This is a genomic window from Serratia sp. CY38905, assembly GCF_052168875.1.
Taxonomy (GTDB): Bacteria; Pseudomonadota; Gammaproteobacteria; order Enterobacterales; family Enterobacteriaceae; genus Serratia; species Serratia sarumanii.
This window is the reverse complement of record NZ_JBJNLV010000001.1, coordinates 225758-239850: the sequence shown is the minus strand read 5'-3', so window position 1 is coordinate 239850 and position 14093 is coordinate 225758. Positions and strand designations below refer to the sequence as shown.

Sequence of the window (14093 nt, the reverse complement as noted above, 5' to 3'; positions counted from 1 at the left end):
GCCATTTCAGCTGTAGTCACGAAGTCAAAGCCGGAGCTGCATAGCGGGAAGGTTAAAAAGTACGTCATCAACCTGAGATGGAGGAGCAAGCTGCTCTGATTGAGTGGGCGGACAAAACGGTTATTGATGGTATCCGGATCGGAGATTACCTGATCCACATTCCCAATGAGGGCAAGCGTGGGCCAAAGGCAGCCATAGATGCGAAACGGCTTGGGGTTAGGGCTGGTGTACCAGATCTTTTCCTCGTATTGCCTCGAGGTGGTTACGCGGGACTTTGGGTGGAGATGAAGTCAAATACGGGTATACCATCATCGGTACAAATTAAATGGATGAATAAGTTGATATGTGAGGGATATGCGGTTGCTTTATGCCATGGATTCAGGAGAGGAAAAGATAGCATTATGAAATATATAGCAAAGTAAAAAGCCCAGCATTCGCTGGGCCTTAAATTTATTTATTTTTTAGCAGCCTGCGGTGGTGCTTGCGTTGGTGCTGGTTTTGTAATGTTAGCCGGTGGCGGCGAATTTCGACTGTCCTGGGCAATCCTGCTCGTTTGATTTCCAGACTTCGATTTATCAGACATCGACTTATCTCCTAACTACTTTTGTTTAGGTGGGGGTGCTGGCGTTGGTGAAGGTTTTACTTGGGTTGGAGGCGGCGGAGGATTGCGGCCATCATTCGTGCGTTGGCGGTTAGGGCTGGAAGGTGTTGGTGATTTATTAGTCATTTCATTTACCCTTCGGCGGTGGGGTTGGTGTTGGTGCTGGTTTTGCAAGGGACGGCGGCGGTGGTGGATTGCGACTATTATTAGCCAGTTCACCTTGCAGGTTGTTATTGGTAGGTTTTTCCGACATTCATTACTCCTGATTATTTTTGTTTTACCGGGGGGGGTGGAGGGGTTGGTGCCGGTTTAACTTGTGATGGGGGAGGTGGTAGATTCCGCCCCCCTTTTTCTATTGGGTACTGCTCATTCTGGTTAGGTTTGAAGGTCATCTTTTTTTCCTAAGATCGAAGGAATTCAACATACTCGATATCTGCCACGCTGATTGTTATGTATTCAGCGGACTCCAATTTAATATATTCACCATTAATAATCCACTCAGGATCTTGAAGGACTAGATGCCCTTTTGTTGGGTCTGAGGGGAATATTATTGGCCACCCAGAGATTCTGCGCTCATTCTTTAAGTTAACAATAACATATGTAGCGACTTGGTTGAAAATATCCTCCCACTCACTTGGGTATGGTGTTTGCTTAGTCACTTTCAACCTTGAGAGGAGTGAGTGGAGATATCCATTGTTTGCGAAGTATACAAATATGATACCAAGAGATACCGCGAAAAAAACAGACCACAGTAGTTCTGAGGTCTCATTCCAACTCCCTACGCTATAGTAGTGCCCAACCTTTAATAGAGAGTATTTAGTGATGCCAATCGCGCATTGTATAAACAATGTGAATATCAAGGCTTGAACTATTCGTTCAAATTGGTTTTGCTTGGGGTGAGCAGTCAGAGCGTGAAAAATCCAGGCAGTAACGAAACCGGGAAGCAGATACTTTAATATGTTAAATATTTCACTGCTAATTGATTCCATTTGACCGCCTTTGAGTAATAGTAATGAACTGCAGTAAACTTTTTTGTTCCGTTTATGGCAATGTATTTGGTAAATGTTGCGTTTGATGCAACGAACTATACAATCGACGGTACATTATAATATCAGGGCCGACCAATAACCAACGTAATAGAACAAATTATAGAAATGCATGAGCCGCGCAGTGTAAGCGCGGAGTCAATGAATGTAGGCTGTGGGCGTGCTTCTCTGACTAGGGAGCAGATTCTCGGAGCATTAGCCGCAGTACAGCACAGGCATTCAGTCGGCCTTGACCTGCTGATGACTAAGTACTGCAACGCTTACAAAGCGGAACAGCGGCTACGTGCAGCGATTAATGAATGGGTGCACCAGCTCGCATCATGAACGCGCGACGGCAGTATGTCAGTTAGCCCTCAGTATCGTGCTTGAGCGAAACCTTCCAGCCCAGATATCGCACATCGCAGCACTACTTCGCCGATATGGCCCGCGAACAGCTCAGACTCGGAAAAACATTGAGACGTTGCAATCCGAGATTGAATATCATGAGGCTGATTTCGAAATTATTGATATAACCAAACGGATTGAGCGGGAACGCGCGGTATTACGTGCCTGGTCTGAACAACTGGCTGCTGTAGCCAATTTATGCCCACGCTGCTCCGGTACGCACTGCTAGACCACATCCCGTAGAGTGTGAAGAGTGCGGTGGCAAAGGTAAAATTCCGGCCAACATGGAACATTTACGAAAGTCAATGCGCATCCTAGGGGCTGTAGTTGAGCGGGGTGACTGGGTAAACTAGTATTCGGATCTGGTTAAGCAGTGCATGAGCTGGTTGTATATCGAAGAATCGAATGCCACGTCATTGCTTGCCGATCGTATAGCAAATGAGAAATATGATGAAGAATGCTGAAAACACGGTTTATGGTTCAATTGCTCTGGTGGCAGTTAGGGCAATTATAGATAGTGGTGTTTCACCGGATACGGCATGGGATACAGCAGTACAAGGCAAAGAGAAAAGTTGTCCAAGAGGTGCGTTTCTTGGCCTTTGCCAAAATGGCTGGATAAATGGTGTTCCACGTGGGGATTACCTTCGTAAAGGGTATTTGAACCAGCAATATGCGATCAATGCCGCTCAATATTTACTGTCCAACTCAGATGTAAAAATTGGGGTAAGTAAGTTGTGGCAAGAAGCTATAAAAACTGCGCAAGATCGTGAGAAAGTGCACAATCAGCAGATGAATGTAGTTCTTGCTTTAAATGATGCAGGACTATTACAGCAAGGCGTTGACCTTACATAGAATACGCGCTAAATTTCCGAAGGATGCCAGAGTATGCTTAAAAGTTGCTTCTGCTTTTTTATTGGTCAGTCCAAAGCCTGCATGGTTCGCCCAGTAGGCTTTTCTATTGGTTCACGCTAAGACGCGATGAACCAAAAATAGACCCGATGAAAGATGTCTATTCAACTGGTTTAAATAATGCCATGATTGGTACTGGAGTAGATGTTGGTGCTGGGTTTATCGGCGGAGCGCGTAATCACCGGTCAACACATGAACAGCAGGGCGGCGAACAACCAAGTCAAACAGTTAATGCTGAAAATACCACTGATGAGCCGCAGCCGGTCAGCGGCAATAATCCAGATGTAATGCCAGAACAACCGGCACCGGCAGCACCTAGTCAGTTTGCCTCTGAAGAGGTTGCTGGCGCCGTGTCAACGCGTGCCGATGAGTTCAGAGACATTCCTGCATATCTGCGCCAAGACTCACGAATCCAAGGCTTCGCCGAGGATAACGATGTACAGCGTGCACTTGCGGAACAACAGCCATCGCCGACGGCGGACGAGTTAATCCAGCAGCAAATGGAGTCGGGCGATCAGGGATATTCCCCGGATGTGGCCCTGTTGCTGATAAGACCCTGCCAGCAGTCACGGATTTAAACGCGATAATCGCACCTGATGAATACTTCCAAAACGCGACCAGCAACTCCACGTTAGCCCTAAACTACCCAGAAGTTGTGGCTGTGCGCTAAAGTGTTTCGAGCAGAGGTGATGTTGGTACGTGCTGCCAGGTGTATATGCCGTACAACTCGACAGTTGAATACCGGCGCTACGTATTCGGCGACCCACTGGTGTTCTCTGCATGGAAGGCTTATTGATGAATCATGGCCGGCACTCGTCGGCCTAATAGCATCAATAACCTCGTAGCTTTTTGATGAGGCTGTCGCCGAGCCAACAAATGATACAAAATATTGCTATTGTCGATAAAATAGCAACGACGCGCTGAGTTATCGTGTCGAAGCTAAAGAAAAAATAGATACACAATAAAAATCCAATCCCCCCGATTAACTGATAGAAAAATTCAAAGAAAAAAGAGAGTAGGCGGATATGGATACTATCTTTTCTCATTTCATTTTTTCCTCAATGTTTTGCAGCAATGTATTAAACTCTGCATCCCCTTGGTTTCTACGTACAGCCAAAGCTTCTATGAATGGATCAACATAGGGTTGAACTAAAAAGTATATAAAGTCCAAATTCCCGGCACTTCTAAGCTTGTAATAAACCGCACTATGCATACGTTCGAGGCCGATTGATTTGTATATGCTTCGCTCTATCATTCCGCCAGCCATCAGTGTGAAGCTTGTAGCTACGCCTGTACCTCGAGTAATCATGGCCGCACCGCCTGCTGATATGATGCTATTCACTATCCTAGATGAAATTAGGGAGGTAGTAAGCATTCGGCCGGCGGATGCGGAGCTTGCACCTCTAAATATTTTGTCTTGCGTCTCTTGTGGGATGTACGCAGTGAATGCATCGATGATGATTTTAGTCGTTCTGATAACTTGATGATAGTTCAATAAACCGGACTTCATTGCCCGCATCATGCGAATGCGTTCGTCTTCCATCTTGCGACGATTGCTTGTGTCAAAAATGCCTATAGCTAGATAGCCAAAATCGACAGGCACAGACATTGCGCCGTCAAGCAGCCCCACAACTGTTTCTGGGGAGACAATAATTTTTACTATCCGTTCCACTATCTCTGTGTTGTTCACTTCCATCCCTCGAAATTTTTATGGTTGTAACATAACGGACGTGGGGAGATGTTTCAATGCTTGGCCAGTGTGGCCCGCCAGAGCGAAAATCACAATTTTGGATCTGGCGATTACATCCCAACCCGATCTCCATTCCTACCCCCACCCGCACATATCGCTAATTTAGCCGCACCAAAAGTCATTACGTCATTTATGGCGCTGATAAGCTCCGGTCATTGCTCCCATCACCGGTTAAACGAGAGTGACATTATGGGGAATATCAAGGCATTGGGCGTTGTAAAAGGAAACCTGTGTTGAACGATCGGCTGAGCCAGTTGAAGAGAGCGCTGCCAGGTTATCTCGAGGCGTGGCGTGAGGGCGCTTTACCCTCTGACTGGGGGCAGGTGGCTAATCCTGGAGTGGTTGCCGCCCTGTTGGCGGAGTGGGAGGCGCTAAGCGAATTGGCGTCGCTGTTCGAAACCGCGACTGAAACCCCAACCGATCCCGCCGCGTTTTGGCAGGCGCGCGCCGAGCTGATGGCGCAGCGCAATCGTGAGCTCAATGACCAACTGGCGACGCCAATCCGTTTGCCCGGCGCACGGGTAGCCTTCTTTGGCTATGTGAAAACGGCGGTGATGGACGCCAGGCAGGTGAAGGCGGCAATTCGCGATGCCGGTTTTACCATTGCGGGCGACAGCCAAAATGAGAACACGGCTTAACGCGGCTTCTTCTCAAATTTCTCGGCAAAAAAGAACCGCAGCAATTTATGGGTCCACAGCAGGATGGCGCCGACCACCACCAGCGAGACGACGAAATGCGACAGGTTTTTCGGCGCGGCGTAGCCGTGAGTAAAAGAAACCCCGGCGCCGCTGAGCAGCAGGGTGGCGATCCAAAAGCCGAGCAGCAGGCACAAGGTACGGAACAGTTTAAACATCGTTATCACCGAAATACTGAAAGTACCGACCGAGCGGAGAGACTCAGCCGGTGCTTTGATTAATTAAAACCGCTTAGCGAGAGCAGGTGTTGCCACCCTTGTTGCTATTGTTATTGCAGTTGCTCTTGTTGCCGCCTTGCCCCATGCCGACGTTGCCGCCACCTTTGCTGGCCTCTTTGAAACAGCCGCCGTTGAGCGCGCCCAGCGCCAGACCGCCAAGCCCCCCTAGTGAGCCGGTGATGATGCCGTTAATGCAGTCCGGGGAGGTGTGTTTCTGGTACATATTGCCGTCCGACGATTTACCGCCCCCGTTCTTGTTGCCACCGTTGTTGTTGACGCGGCCGTTGCTGCCGCGGTTGTCGGAAAAGTTACCTGCGCCGGCGATCAGGTGGAAGTATTTGGCCTCGATCTCTTGCATAAAACTCCCTCTTTATCGATACGGTTAAATAGCGTAAAGCTTGCGCAAGCCAACTGTTTTTAACAGAAAAAACAGCGGGGATAATTACCGGTTCGGATAAGAACAGGGGATTTATTTGCAGGTATTTACCAGGCTGATAAGCGTGCCGGAGATTGATATTCCTGCGTGAGTCATTTCGCTTAACAAGACGTTCTTTACGATGAATGGCGCCGCCACCGGCGCGCAGCAAGGTTCAATTCACCCGGCCAATTTGTTAGGATCGCCCGACCTACATGACTATTGGTGCAGTACATTGAAAATTAAAGCGTTGTTATTTGTTGCGTTGGCCGCACTGGCCGGCTGCAGCCAGGAGGGAACCTCGATGAATCAGCCCGCAAACGAGAAAGGCGGCCAAACGGAAGTGTTGCTGGTGAACAGTGCGCTGGTGGACTGCGTGGGCGTCGCCCCGATGAAGTGCATGCAGGTGCGCCGCTCCGCGCAGCAGCCGTGGGAGTTGTTCTATACCGGCATCGAAGGTTTCACCTTCGAACCGGGCTATCAGTATCGGCTGAAAGTGCGCGTTACTCCGGTAGAGAACGTGCCGGCCGATGCCTCATCGCTGCGTTACACGCTGATTGAGCAGTTGGAAAAGAACAAGGCGTGACCCTCGACAGGCCGGGTAATCGCAATCCGGCCTGCCATGATTATCCCTTTACCATCATGACATGCCTCGGCGGCGGGCTTGCCGACTGGTCTGTTCACTGCGCTTGTTTTCGCACTTTCTTAAGTATATTGAGAAAATCAGGTATATTGTCCTTCGGTTTTTAGCTACCAAGAAAAAATTACTATGATTATCAAACCTAAAATTCGTGGTTTTATCTGCACCACCGCTCACCCGGCAGGCTGTGAAGCCAACGTCCGTGAGCAAATCGCCTACGTTAAGTCGCGCGGCGAACTGAAAAACGGGCCTAAAAAGGTGCTGGTCATTGGTGCATCCACCGGTTACGGTCTGGCCTCGCGCATCAATGCCGCTTTCGGCAGCGGTGCGGCCACCATCGGCGTATTTTTCGAGAAGCCTGGCAGTGAAGGCAAAACCGGTTCCGCCGGTTGGTACAACTCTGCCGGTTTCGACAAGGCAGCTAAAGAAGAAGGCCTGTACGCGAAAAGCATCAACGGCGACGCATTCTCCAACGAGTGCCGTCAGACCGTGATCGATCTGATCAAAAAAGACCTGGGTCAGGTTGACCTGGTGGTTTACTCGCTGGCTTCGCCGGTGCGTAAGATGCCGGAAACCGGCGAAGTGGTGCGTTCCGCACTGAAGCCGATCGGCGAACCGTACAAATCCGTCGCGCTGGACACCAACAAAGACGTGCTGGTTGAAGCCGTGGTCGAGCCGGCCAACGAGCAAGAAATCGCCGACACCGTGAAGGTGATGGGCGGCCAGGACTGGCAGCTGTGGATGGACGCGCTGGACGAAGCGGGCGTGCTGGCGGATAACGCGCAGTCTGTCGCTTACTCCTACATCGGTACCGATCTGACCTGGCCAATCTACTGGCACGGCACGCTGGGCAAGGCGAAAGAAGATCTGGATCGCGCGGCGCACGCCATCAACCAGAAGCTGCAGGCCAAAGGCGGCGCGGCTTACGTTGCGGTGCTCAAGTCGGTGGTGACTCAGGCTTCCTCTGCCATTCCGGTGATGCCGCTGTATATCTCCATCGTGTTCAAAATCATGAAGGAGCAGGGCATTCACGAAGGCTGCATCGAGCAGATCCAGCGTCTGTTCGCCACCAAGCTGTACAGCGGCGCGGCGCCGGACACCGACGAAAAACACCGCCTGCGTCTGGATGACTGGGAACTGCGCGACGAAGTGCAGGAAACCTGCCGTGCCATCTGGCAGCAGCTGAACGACAACAACATCAACGAACTGACCGATTACCAGGGCTACAAGGCGGAATTCCTGCGCCTGTTCGGCTTTGGTCTGCAGGGCGTTGACTACGACGCCGATCTGAGCGGCGAAGCCAACTTCGACGTGATCGAGCTGGTCTAAGCGCGTCGAGCGGTCAAATAAGGTCGGGTTAGCCCGGCCTTTTTTATTGCCTGCGAATTATCGGGTGGCTAAGCGAAAATGTTTATTTTGGGTTAACAGACGAACCGGGTGATTAACATCGGCAGTCGGATGGTGAAATAACGGCGGTTATTAAACTAAAGAAAGTCATTTTTTTATTTACCCTTGCCGCCGGCTGCGGGTATTTTATTTCCTTTAAGGAGGAAATTATGACATGGCGTTATTGTGCCACGGTATCGTTGTTTTTGTTGAGCGGCTGCAGCGCGATTCAGCCGACATCGACGTCCCCAGACTGGTCTCAGCCGCAGCCTGCCACGCGGGAGCAGCGGCAACGCATCATGGCGGGTGAGTCCGCCTCCTCGGTATTACATGAAGGAAACGTCGGCATTGGCGGCACCTTTGATGGGGCGAAAATATTCGATCGTTAATCCGCTAAATATATTCAGCCAAATTAATGCGCGCATTCTGCCGATATTGTCGGAGGGTTTACCTTTCCTGCGTTATTCTGCCGTGGCCCAACCATTCATTGCGTTAACAGACAATTCGTTTTCCTTATAGGGAACCGCCGGTTTATTTCGGCGTAATCAAAGGAGTTGCCCATGGCGAAGGAGATGGCCGCGATCTTTCTCTTGCTGTTATTGCCGCTAAGCCAAAGCGCCGGCGCGGCGCGTTACGACAGGCCGTGCGAAGGCGTGTCGCCGGTGCTGTTTCAAAAGCGCCTGAAAGCGTTGGCGCAGGATCTGCGGCAGGAAATGAGTGAGGAAGCGACGCCGACAGAGCGCGATGCGGAGGAGCTGGCGCGCTTGGCGGAGTGCGGTATCGAGCCCGGCAAAGCGCCCGTCACCGGCGGGCCGCGAGCGCCGCATTCCGAGGAAAAACCGCCGGCATCGCCAAACGGTTGTTGAGCCGGCGTGCGCGCATAGTCAAGCGATGTAAAAGGAGTCATTGATGAAAAGGATTGTGTTGGCCGGCGTGGCCTTGTGTAGCTGCTGCTTCGCGCAGGCGCGGGTGGATTTGGAATACCATGCGGCGCCGCCGAAGGACAGTAAGGTCACCGAGGAGTACCAGAAAAAGCGCGACGCATTGCGCCACAAGGTGTGGAATGTCGATAACCTGACGCTGGCCAACGAGCAGGCGATTGCGCGCGAACAGCAGCGCGAGGCGGCAGAGACCGCCGAGCGGCAGCAGCGGAACCTGGAGCAGCAGCAGAAAAAGCAGCGCTGCCTGCGGAGACGCTCGAAAGATCCTCACCGCGAGGCGAAGTGTTACACGCACAGCTTCTAACATTAATCGTCCGGGCGCCATCAGCGCCCGGCGTCGTTTAGGCCGGGCGGCAATGCTCCTTCAGCATGGCGATCGCGTCCGGTTTCAGCTGATACAGATAGACCGGGCGGCCGGTGGCGCCGTACAGAATACGGGTGCCGAGAATGCCGCTCTCCGCCAGATAGATGAGGTACTTGCGGCAGGACACCCGCGAAATGCCGATGGCGTTGGCCAGATTGTCGGTGGAAAACTCGTTATCGTGCTGCTGTTCGATCCACTCGCAGACCGTGCTCAGGGTGATGCTGGTCAGCCCCTTCGGCAGCTTTTTGCTCTCCTGGCCGCCGGGCTGGCGGCGCAGCAGGCTGTCGACGTCGGCCTGCGAAAACTCGCGCTGCGCCAACAGCTGCGACTGCTGCCGGTAGTGGCTCAGCGCCTCCTTGAAGCGGCTGAACTGGAACGGTTTGATCAGATAATCCACCACCCCGTAGTGCAGCGCTTTTTGCACCGTGTTCACGTCGCTGGCGGAGGAGATGATGATCACGTCGGTCTTCTCGCCGAGCTCGCGCAGGCCGGGCAGCAGATCCAGCCCGTTCTCTTGCTGCATGTAGATATCCAACAGCACCAAATCGATGCTGACGCCGGCATCGGCCAGCAGCGCGCGCGCCTGGCTCAGAGTGGCGACCGTCGCCTGGCAGTGAAAACCGCCGACCTGGCTCAGGTAGTATTTGTTCAGCTCCGCCACCATCGGGTCGTCGTCGACAATCAGTACGTTAATCATGAGTTCTGCTCTTGGCCTGATAGGGAAGGTGCACGAAAAATTGGGTCAGCTCGCCCGGTTCGGACTCGAAATCGATGCTGCCGCCCAGTTTCTCCAGATGGCTGCGGATCAGCGCCAGGCCGATGCCACGTCCGGTTCCCTTGGTGGAAAATCCGTGTTCGAAGATGCGCGCGCCGATCGCCGGATCGATGCCGGGGCCATCGTCGCTGACGATACAGTGTAATTGATCGTCGTGATGATGGAAGCTCAGGCCGATCTCGTGGCCCTCAACGCCGTCGATGGCGTCGATGGCGTTTTCGATCAGGTTGCCGAGCACGCTGATCAGCACGTGGGTGGTTTCCGCATCGTCGGTTTCCGGCAGCAGGCTGGTTTCTTCGATGGTCAGTTCAATGCCGGCTTCGTGGGCGCGGCTGATCTTGCCGATGAAGAAGCCCGCCACTTCCGGCGAGTGGATCTTGCGCAGCAGTGCGCCGATCTCTTCCTGATAGTTGCTGGCGGTGTTGATGATGTAGTTTTCCAACTGCTGATAGGCCTTCATGTGCAGCATGCCGAGTATCACATGCAGCTTGTTCATAAATTCGTGCGACTGCACCCGCAGCGCATCGGCGTAGTGCGCCATGCCGCTCAGCCGCTGCAGCAGGCGGCTGACCTCGGTCTTGTCGCGGAAGGTGGCGATGGCGCCGGTCACCTGGCCGTTGACGATCACCGGCACGGTATTGGTCAGCAGTTCGCTGCCGTTGAAGCCGATCTGCCGATCGCGCAGCGGCTCGCCGTTGGCCAGCACCTCCGCCAGATGCAGCTGCGCCGGCCAGTGCTTGCTGGCGGCTTCCAGCAGCAGGTTTTCCACCGGGCCGCTCTGGCGCAGCAGGCGCTTGGCTTCGTCGTTGACGATGGTGATGCGGGATTCATTATCGACCGCGATCACGCCTTCTTTAATCGACTGCAGCATGGCGTTGCGCTGTTCGAACAGGTTGGAGATTTCGTAAGGCTCGAAACCCAGCATGATGCGTTTGAGCGCAGAGACCAGGAAGAAGGTGCCCAGGCTGCCGACCAGGGCGGCGAAGGCGATGGTCCAATAGATGATCCAGCGGCTCTCCGCCACCACCCGCTGCACGGTGTCCAGCGCGATGCCGAGCGCCACCACGCCGATTTGTTGTTTCTGCGCGTCATACACCGGCACGAACACCCGCAGCGCCGGGGCCAGCGTGCCGCGGTTGATGGCGCTGTTGACGTTGCCTTGCAGCGCGGGCGCCAGATCGTCGCCGATAAAATGCTTGCCGATCAGCCAGGGTTTGGGGTGCGAATAGCGGATGCCCTGCATATCCACCACCACCACGAACAGCAGCTCGTTTTGATGGCGCACCTGCTCGGCGAAGCGTTGAATGGCGCCGCTTTGATCGCGCCGCTGCAGGCCGTCAACCACGGTGCTGGAGAGCGCCAGCGTATTGGCGACGGCGATGGCTTTCTGCTGCAGCTGATCTTGCCCCTCGCGGCTCATCTGCACGAAAAACAGCGCGAACACCACCAGCAGCACCGAAGCGATGATGGCGGACACCATCAGCGTGATGGAGGTGCTCAGCTTGAGCGGCACCCGTTGTTTTGGCATGGCGGTTCTCCGAATGGCGATATCACGGCGTATTCTAGCGAGGAATGAGGCAAGCTGCAGTTACCGGCAGCAGGTTATAGCATGCTGCCGGGGAGCGGGGGGCTTATTTTAGTTACAAAAGCGGGTCACTGCTGGTGGTAGATCTCCAGCGCCTGTTGGCCGCTGGCGCCCTGATGGATGATTGCCATCAACGCGCGCACCACCTGCGACGGATTGCTGTGTTGATAGACGTTGCGGCCGTAAACCATGCCGGAGGCGCCCTGGGCCATCAGCGCGGCGGATTTCTCCAGCACCGGCCCCAGCTCCCCCTTGCCGCCGCCGCGCACCAGCGTCGGGCAGCGCGCCGCTTCCACCACGCGGTGGAAGTCTTCCACCCGTTCGGTCGGGTCGGCCTTGATGATGTCGGCGCCCAGCTCGCGCGCCAGCCGCACCAGCGGCACGATCTTCTCCACGTCGCCGAGCGAGCCGTAGGCGGCGCCCTGGCCGGCCGGCGCCATCACCAGCGGTTCGACCATCAGCGGCATGGCGTAGCGATCGCAGGCGTGGCGCAGGCGGCCGATGTTCTCCACGCACTGGCGGAAAATGCCGGGCTCATCCGGGATCATATACAGATTGACCACCACCGCGGCGGCGTCCATTTGCAGCGCCGCCAGGATTGGCGCCTCCGGATTGTGCAGCACTGCCCACATCTCGCGGTGGCGGGCGGCGTTATAGGCGTTGCCGACGTCGGTGCGCATCACCAGCGCCGGTTTTTCGCGCTGCGGCGCGCGCTGCAGCAGATCCGCCTGGCCGTAGTTGACCTGAATGGCGTCGGGGCGCGCGGCGATCAGGTTGCCCATCACCCGTTCGATATCTTCCAGGCCGATCAGGAAATCCGGTTCGTTGGCGATGCCGTGATCGATCGCCACGTCCAGGCACTTGCCGTTGTTGAACAGGCGGTTCATCCGCACCTTGCTGCTGAGCTGCATGTCAGGTCCTCTTGAGATAGGGATATGTCCATTATTGCCGAGTAAGGATGGTCGGGAAACGCGGAAACCGCAAACTGCGCGGCCGCTCGCAGTTTTTGCCGGCGCACGAAAGGAGCACGCTCGCCGGCGGCTTGCACTTCATTTGTTAGATCCGTGTCATGTTTTTGTTAATAAGCCATTCCAAAATGCATGTTTCGCTTGTTTGGGTTAAAAAGTTTCAATAACCTCAATTATGAAATAAACATTTAAAAAAGCGGTAAAGACGCCGTTTGTTGTGCCAGGGGTTTATTTCAATTGGTTGTTTTTAATCTGTTTTGAGACATCGATCACCATTTTTACAACGGCCTTGATACGGCGATAACGCGGTAAATTCGCCGTATCAAAGGGATAACACCGACCGTATTGTTGTTTGAATGTAAAAAATATTTTTCATTAGCTGTCAACCAACAGACCTCTTCATTCTAACGATTAAAGGGTAACGAACATGAAGCTGAAGAAACTGATCGCCGCCTCGGTACTGATGTGCATGCTGCCGGCCAGCGTGCTGGCGAAAGACATCAAGATCGGCGTTTCCATGGCTTACTTCGATGACAACTTCCTCACCATTCTGCGCCAGTCGATGCAAAACAAAATGAAGGCCGACGGCAACGTCAGCGGCCAGTTCGAAGACGCCAAGGGCGACATCGCGCAGCAAATTCAACAAATCGAAAACTTCGTCAGCCAGGGCGTCGACGCCATCATCCTCAACCCGGTGGATACCCAGGGCGTCAAGCCGATGATCAAGCTGGCCGAGAAGGCCAAGATCCCGCTGGTGTTCGTCAACCGCAAGCCGGAAGTGGCGCTGCCGGCCGGCATGGCCTACGTCGGCTCCGACTCCAAGCTGGCCGGCAAGCTGCAGATGGAGGAACTGGCCAAGCTGATGAACGGCAAGGGCAACGTGATGATCCTGATGGGCGAGCTGTCGAGCGAAGCCACGCGCGACCGCACCCGCGGCGTGGAAGAGGTGGCGGCCAACTACCCCGGCATCAAGATTATCGATAAGCAAACCGCCAAATTCTTCCGCAAAGAGGCGGTAGACGTCACCACCGACTGGATTTTGTCCGGCCAGCAGATCGACGCCATCGCCTCCAACAACGACGAAATGGCCATCGGCGCTATTTTGGCGCTGAAGCAAGCCAAGAAATCCGGCGTGCTGGTGGCCGGCGTTGACGGCACGCCGGACGCGCTGGAGTTCATCAAGAAGGGCGATCTGGCGCTGAGCGTGTTCCAGGACGCCAAAGGCCAGGGCGAAGGCGCGGTGCAGACCGCCGTTCAACTGGTGAAAGGCGAGAAAGTGGAGAGCAACGTGCTGATCCCTTACCAGCTGATCACCCAGACCAATTACCAGCAATTCGCCGATAAAAACAAGAAATAAGCCTTGAAGCCCGCCGCGGGCGCCGATGTGGGGCGAGCGCGGCGGAAAACGTGGGTCAG

Annotated in this window: 18 protein-coding genes; 10 read left to right on the top strand and 8 right to left on the bottom strand. The window is 54.0% G+C overall.

Annotation, left to right across the window (positions count from 1 at the left end):
- The first annotated feature begins 77 nt into the window (after nt 1–77).
- A complete protein-coding gene (locus ACJ8MK_RS01290; RefSeq protein ID WP_243403425.1) occupies nt 78–422 on the top strand; it encodes a VRR-NUC domain-containing protein in 345 nt (114 codons plus the stop codon).
- A 306-nt stretch (nt 423–728) separates the two neighbouring features.
- Here ACJ8MK_RS01290 and ACJ8MK_RS01285 read toward each other — a convergent pair whose 3' ends face one another.
- Nucleotides 729–854: a hypothetical protein gene (locus tag ACJ8MK_RS01285; protein WP_279338330.1), complete on the bottom strand. Its 126-nt coding sequence runs from the start codon at nt 852–854 to the stop codon at nt 729–731.
- Between the two features lie 148 nt (nt 855–1002).
- Nucleotides 1003–1590 carry a DUF6338 family protein gene (locus tag ACJ8MK_RS01280; protein ID WP_103829404.1) on the bottom strand — a complete coding sequence of 196 codons (588 nt, stop codon included), beginning with the start codon at nt 1588–1590 and terminating at the stop codon, nt 1003–1005.
- An 888-nt stretch (nt 1591–2478) separates the two neighbouring features.
- On the opposite strand from ACJ8MK_RS01280, the gene ACJ8MK_RS01275 reads away from it, so the two are divergent.
- A complete protein-coding gene (locus tag ACJ8MK_RS01275) occupies nt 2479–2883 on the top strand; it encodes a DUF6979 family protein (protein ID WP_133160383.1) in 405 nt (134 codons plus the stop codon).
- A gap of 146 nt (nt 2884–3029) precedes the next feature.
- Nucleotides 3030–3518: a hypothetical protein gene (locus ACJ8MK_RS01270; protein WP_133160384.1), complete on the top strand. Its 489-nt coding sequence runs from the start codon at nt 3030–3032 to the stop codon at nt 3516–3518.
- A gap of 464 nt (nt 3519–3982) precedes the next feature.
- Here ACJ8MK_RS01270 and ACJ8MK_RS01265 read toward each other — a convergent pair whose 3' ends face one another.
- The gene (locus tag ACJ8MK_RS01265; RefSeq protein WP_133160385.1) at nt 3983–4636 is read right to left on the bottom strand and encodes a hypothetical protein; all 654 of its coding nucleotides are present in this window, start codon (nt 4634–4636) and stop codon (nt 3983–3985) included.
- A gap of 287 nt (nt 4637–4923) precedes the next feature.
- Between ACJ8MK_RS01265 and ACJ8MK_RS01260 the strand changes: the two genes are divergently transcribed.
- Nucleotides 4924–5328, top strand: a complete 405-nt coding sequence (locus ACJ8MK_RS01260) for a hypothetical protein (protein ID WP_049235094.1) — start codon at nt 4924–4926, stop codon at nt 5326–5328.
- On the opposite strand, the gene ACJ8MK_RS01255 is transcribed toward ACJ8MK_RS01260, so the two are convergent.
- Both ACJ8MK_RS01255 and ACJ8MK_RS01250 read right to left on the bottom strand, forming a co-directional pair.
- Nucleotides 5325–5543, bottom strand: coding sequence for a hypothetical protein (locus tag ACJ8MK_RS01255; RefSeq protein WP_004940942.1), 219 nt, complete (start codon nt 5541–5543; stop codon nt 5325–5327). The genes ACJ8MK_RS01260 and ACJ8MK_RS01255 overlap by 4 nt on opposite strands.
- A gap of 73 nt (nt 5544–5616) precedes the next feature.
- On the bottom strand, nt 5617–5961 hold the full coding sequence (locus tag ACJ8MK_RS01250; protein ID WP_060438791.1) for a hypothetical protein: 345 nt from the start codon (nt 5959–5961) through the stop codon (nt 5617–5619).
- 292 nt (nt 5962–6253) lie between these two features.
- Between ACJ8MK_RS01250 and ACJ8MK_RS01245 the strand changes: the two genes are divergently transcribed.
- The 5 genes from ACJ8MK_RS01245 to ACJ8MK_RS01225 all read left to right on the top strand — a co-directional run bounded on the left by ACJ8MK_RS01245 (nt 6254) and on the right by ACJ8MK_RS01225 (nt 9289).
- On the top strand, nt 6254–6604 hold the full coding sequence (locus ACJ8MK_RS01245) for a DUF4377 domain-containing protein (protein ID WP_033638116.1): 351 nt from the start codon (nt 6254–6256) through the stop codon (nt 6602–6604).
- A gap of 183 nt (nt 6605–6787) precedes the next feature.
- A complete protein-coding gene (gene fabV, locus ACJ8MK_RS01240) occupies nt 6788–7987 on the top strand; it encodes an enoyl-ACP reductase FabV (RefSeq protein ID WP_033638117.1) in 1200 nt (399 codons plus the stop codon).
- A 227-nt stretch (nt 7988–8214) separates the two neighbouring features.
- Nucleotides 8215–8433, top strand: coding sequence for a hypothetical protein (locus ACJ8MK_RS01235; RefSeq protein WP_033646423.1), 219 nt, complete (start codon nt 8215–8217; stop codon nt 8431–8433).
- Nucleotides 8434–8604: 171 nt separating this feature from the next.
- Nucleotides 8605–8910, top strand: a complete 306-nt coding sequence (locus ACJ8MK_RS01230; RefSeq protein WP_049196550.1) for a hypothetical protein — start codon at nt 8605–8607, stop codon at nt 8908–8910.
- 43 nt (nt 8911–8953) lie between these two features.
- On the top strand, nt 8954–9289 hold the full coding sequence (locus tag ACJ8MK_RS01225; protein ID WP_033653833.1) for a hypothetical protein: 336 nt from the start codon (nt 8954–8956) through the stop codon (nt 9287–9289).
- 37 nt (nt 9290–9326) lie between these two features.
- Here ACJ8MK_RS01225 and dcuR read toward each other — a convergent pair whose 3' ends face one another.
- The 3 genes from dcuR to ACJ8MK_RS01210 all read right to left on the bottom strand — a co-directional run bounded on the left by dcuR (nt 9327) and on the right by ACJ8MK_RS01210 (nt 12620).
- Entirely contained in the window at nt 9327–10046 is a 720-nt protein-coding gene (gene dcuR, locus ACJ8MK_RS01220) for a two-component system response regulator DcuR (protein ID WP_033638121.1), read from the bottom strand.
- Nucleotides 10039–11652: a sensor histidine kinase gene (locus ACJ8MK_RS01215; RefSeq protein WP_442517445.1), complete on the bottom strand. Its 1614-nt coding sequence runs from the start codon at nt 11650–11652 to the stop codon at nt 10039–10041. Before ACJ8MK_RS01215 ends, dcuR begins: the two co-directional genes overlap by 8 nt.
- Nucleotides 11653–11777: 125 nt before the next feature.
- On the bottom strand, nt 11778–12620 hold the full coding sequence (locus tag ACJ8MK_RS01210; protein WP_197805872.1) for an aldolase: 843 nt from the start codon (nt 12618–12620) through the stop codon (nt 11778–11780).
- Nucleotides 12621–13104: 484 nt separating this feature from the next.
- On the opposite strand from ACJ8MK_RS01210, the gene ACJ8MK_RS01205 reads away from it, so the two are divergent.
- A complete protein-coding gene (locus ACJ8MK_RS01205) occupies nt 13105–14034 on the top strand; it encodes a sugar ABC transporter substrate-binding protein (protein WP_103773949.1) in 930 nt (309 codons plus the stop codon).
- Nucleotides 14035–14093 lie beyond the last annotated feature (59 nt).

Excerpts from the sequence above, each read along its gene's own strand:
- ACJ8MK_RS01215 (WP_442517445.1), bottom strand. The coding sequence starts at position 11,652 with ATGCCAAAACAACGGGTGCCGCTCAAGCTGAGCACCTCCATCACGCTG.
- ACJ8MK_RS01285 (WP_279338330.1), bottom strand. The coding sequence starts at position 854 with ATGTCGGAAAAACCTACCAATAACAACCTGCAAGGTGAACTGGCTAAT.
- ACJ8MK_RS01235 (WP_033646423.1), top strand. The coding sequence starts at position 8,215 with ATGACATGGCGTTATTGTGCCACGGTATCGTTGTTTTTGTTGAGCGGC.
- ACJ8MK_RS01225 (WP_033653833.1), top strand. The coding sequence starts at position 8,954 with ATGAAAAGGATTGTGTTGGCCGGCGTGGCCTTGTGTAGCTGCTGCTTC.
- ACJ8MK_RS01250 (WP_060438791.1), bottom strand. The coding sequence starts at position 5,961 with ATGCAAGAGATCGAGGCCAAATACTTCCACCTGATCGCCGGCGCAGGT.
- dcuR (WP_033638121.1), bottom strand. The coding sequence starts at position 10,046 with ATGATTAACGTACTGATTGTCGACGACGACCCGATGGTGGCGGAGCTG.
- ACJ8MK_RS01230 (WP_049196550.1), top strand. The coding sequence starts at position 8,605 with ATGGCGAAGGAGATGGCCGCGATCTTTCTCTTGCTGTTATTGCCGCTA.
- ACJ8MK_RS01255 (WP_004940942.1), bottom strand. The coding sequence starts at position 5,543 with ATGTTTAAACTGTTCCGTACCTTGTGCCTGCTGCTCGGCTTTTGGATC.
- ACJ8MK_RS01280 (WP_103829404.1), bottom strand. The coding sequence starts at position 1,590 with ATGGAATCAATTAGCAGTGAAATATTTAACATATTAAAGTATCTGCTT.
- ACJ8MK_RS01210 (WP_197805872.1), bottom strand. The coding sequence starts at position 12,620 with ATGCAGCTCAGCAGCAAGGTGCGGATGAACCGCCTGTTCAACAACGGC.
- ACJ8MK_RS01265 (WP_133160385.1), bottom strand. The coding sequence starts at position 4,636 with ATGGAAGTGAACAACACAGAGATAGTGGAACGGATAGTAAAAATTATT.
- ACJ8MK_RS01270 (WP_133160384.1), top strand. The coding sequence starts at position 3,030 with ATGAAAGATGTCTATTCAACTGGTTTAAATAATGCCATGATTGGTACT.
- ACJ8MK_RS01290 (WP_243403425.1), top strand. The coding sequence starts at position 78 with ATGGAGGAGCAAGCTGCTCTGATTGAGTGGGCGGACAAAACGGTTATT.
- ACJ8MK_RS01275 (WP_133160383.1), top strand. The coding sequence starts at position 2,479 with ATGATGAAGAATGCTGAAAACACGGTTTATGGTTCAATTGCTCTGGTG.
- fabV (WP_033638117.1), top strand. The coding sequence starts at position 6,788 with ATGATTATCAAACCTAAAATTCGTGGTTTTATCTGCACCACCGCTCAC.
- ACJ8MK_RS01205 (WP_103773949.1), top strand. The coding sequence starts at position 13,105 with ATGAAGCTGAAGAAACTGATCGCCGCCTCGGTACTGATGTGCATGCTG.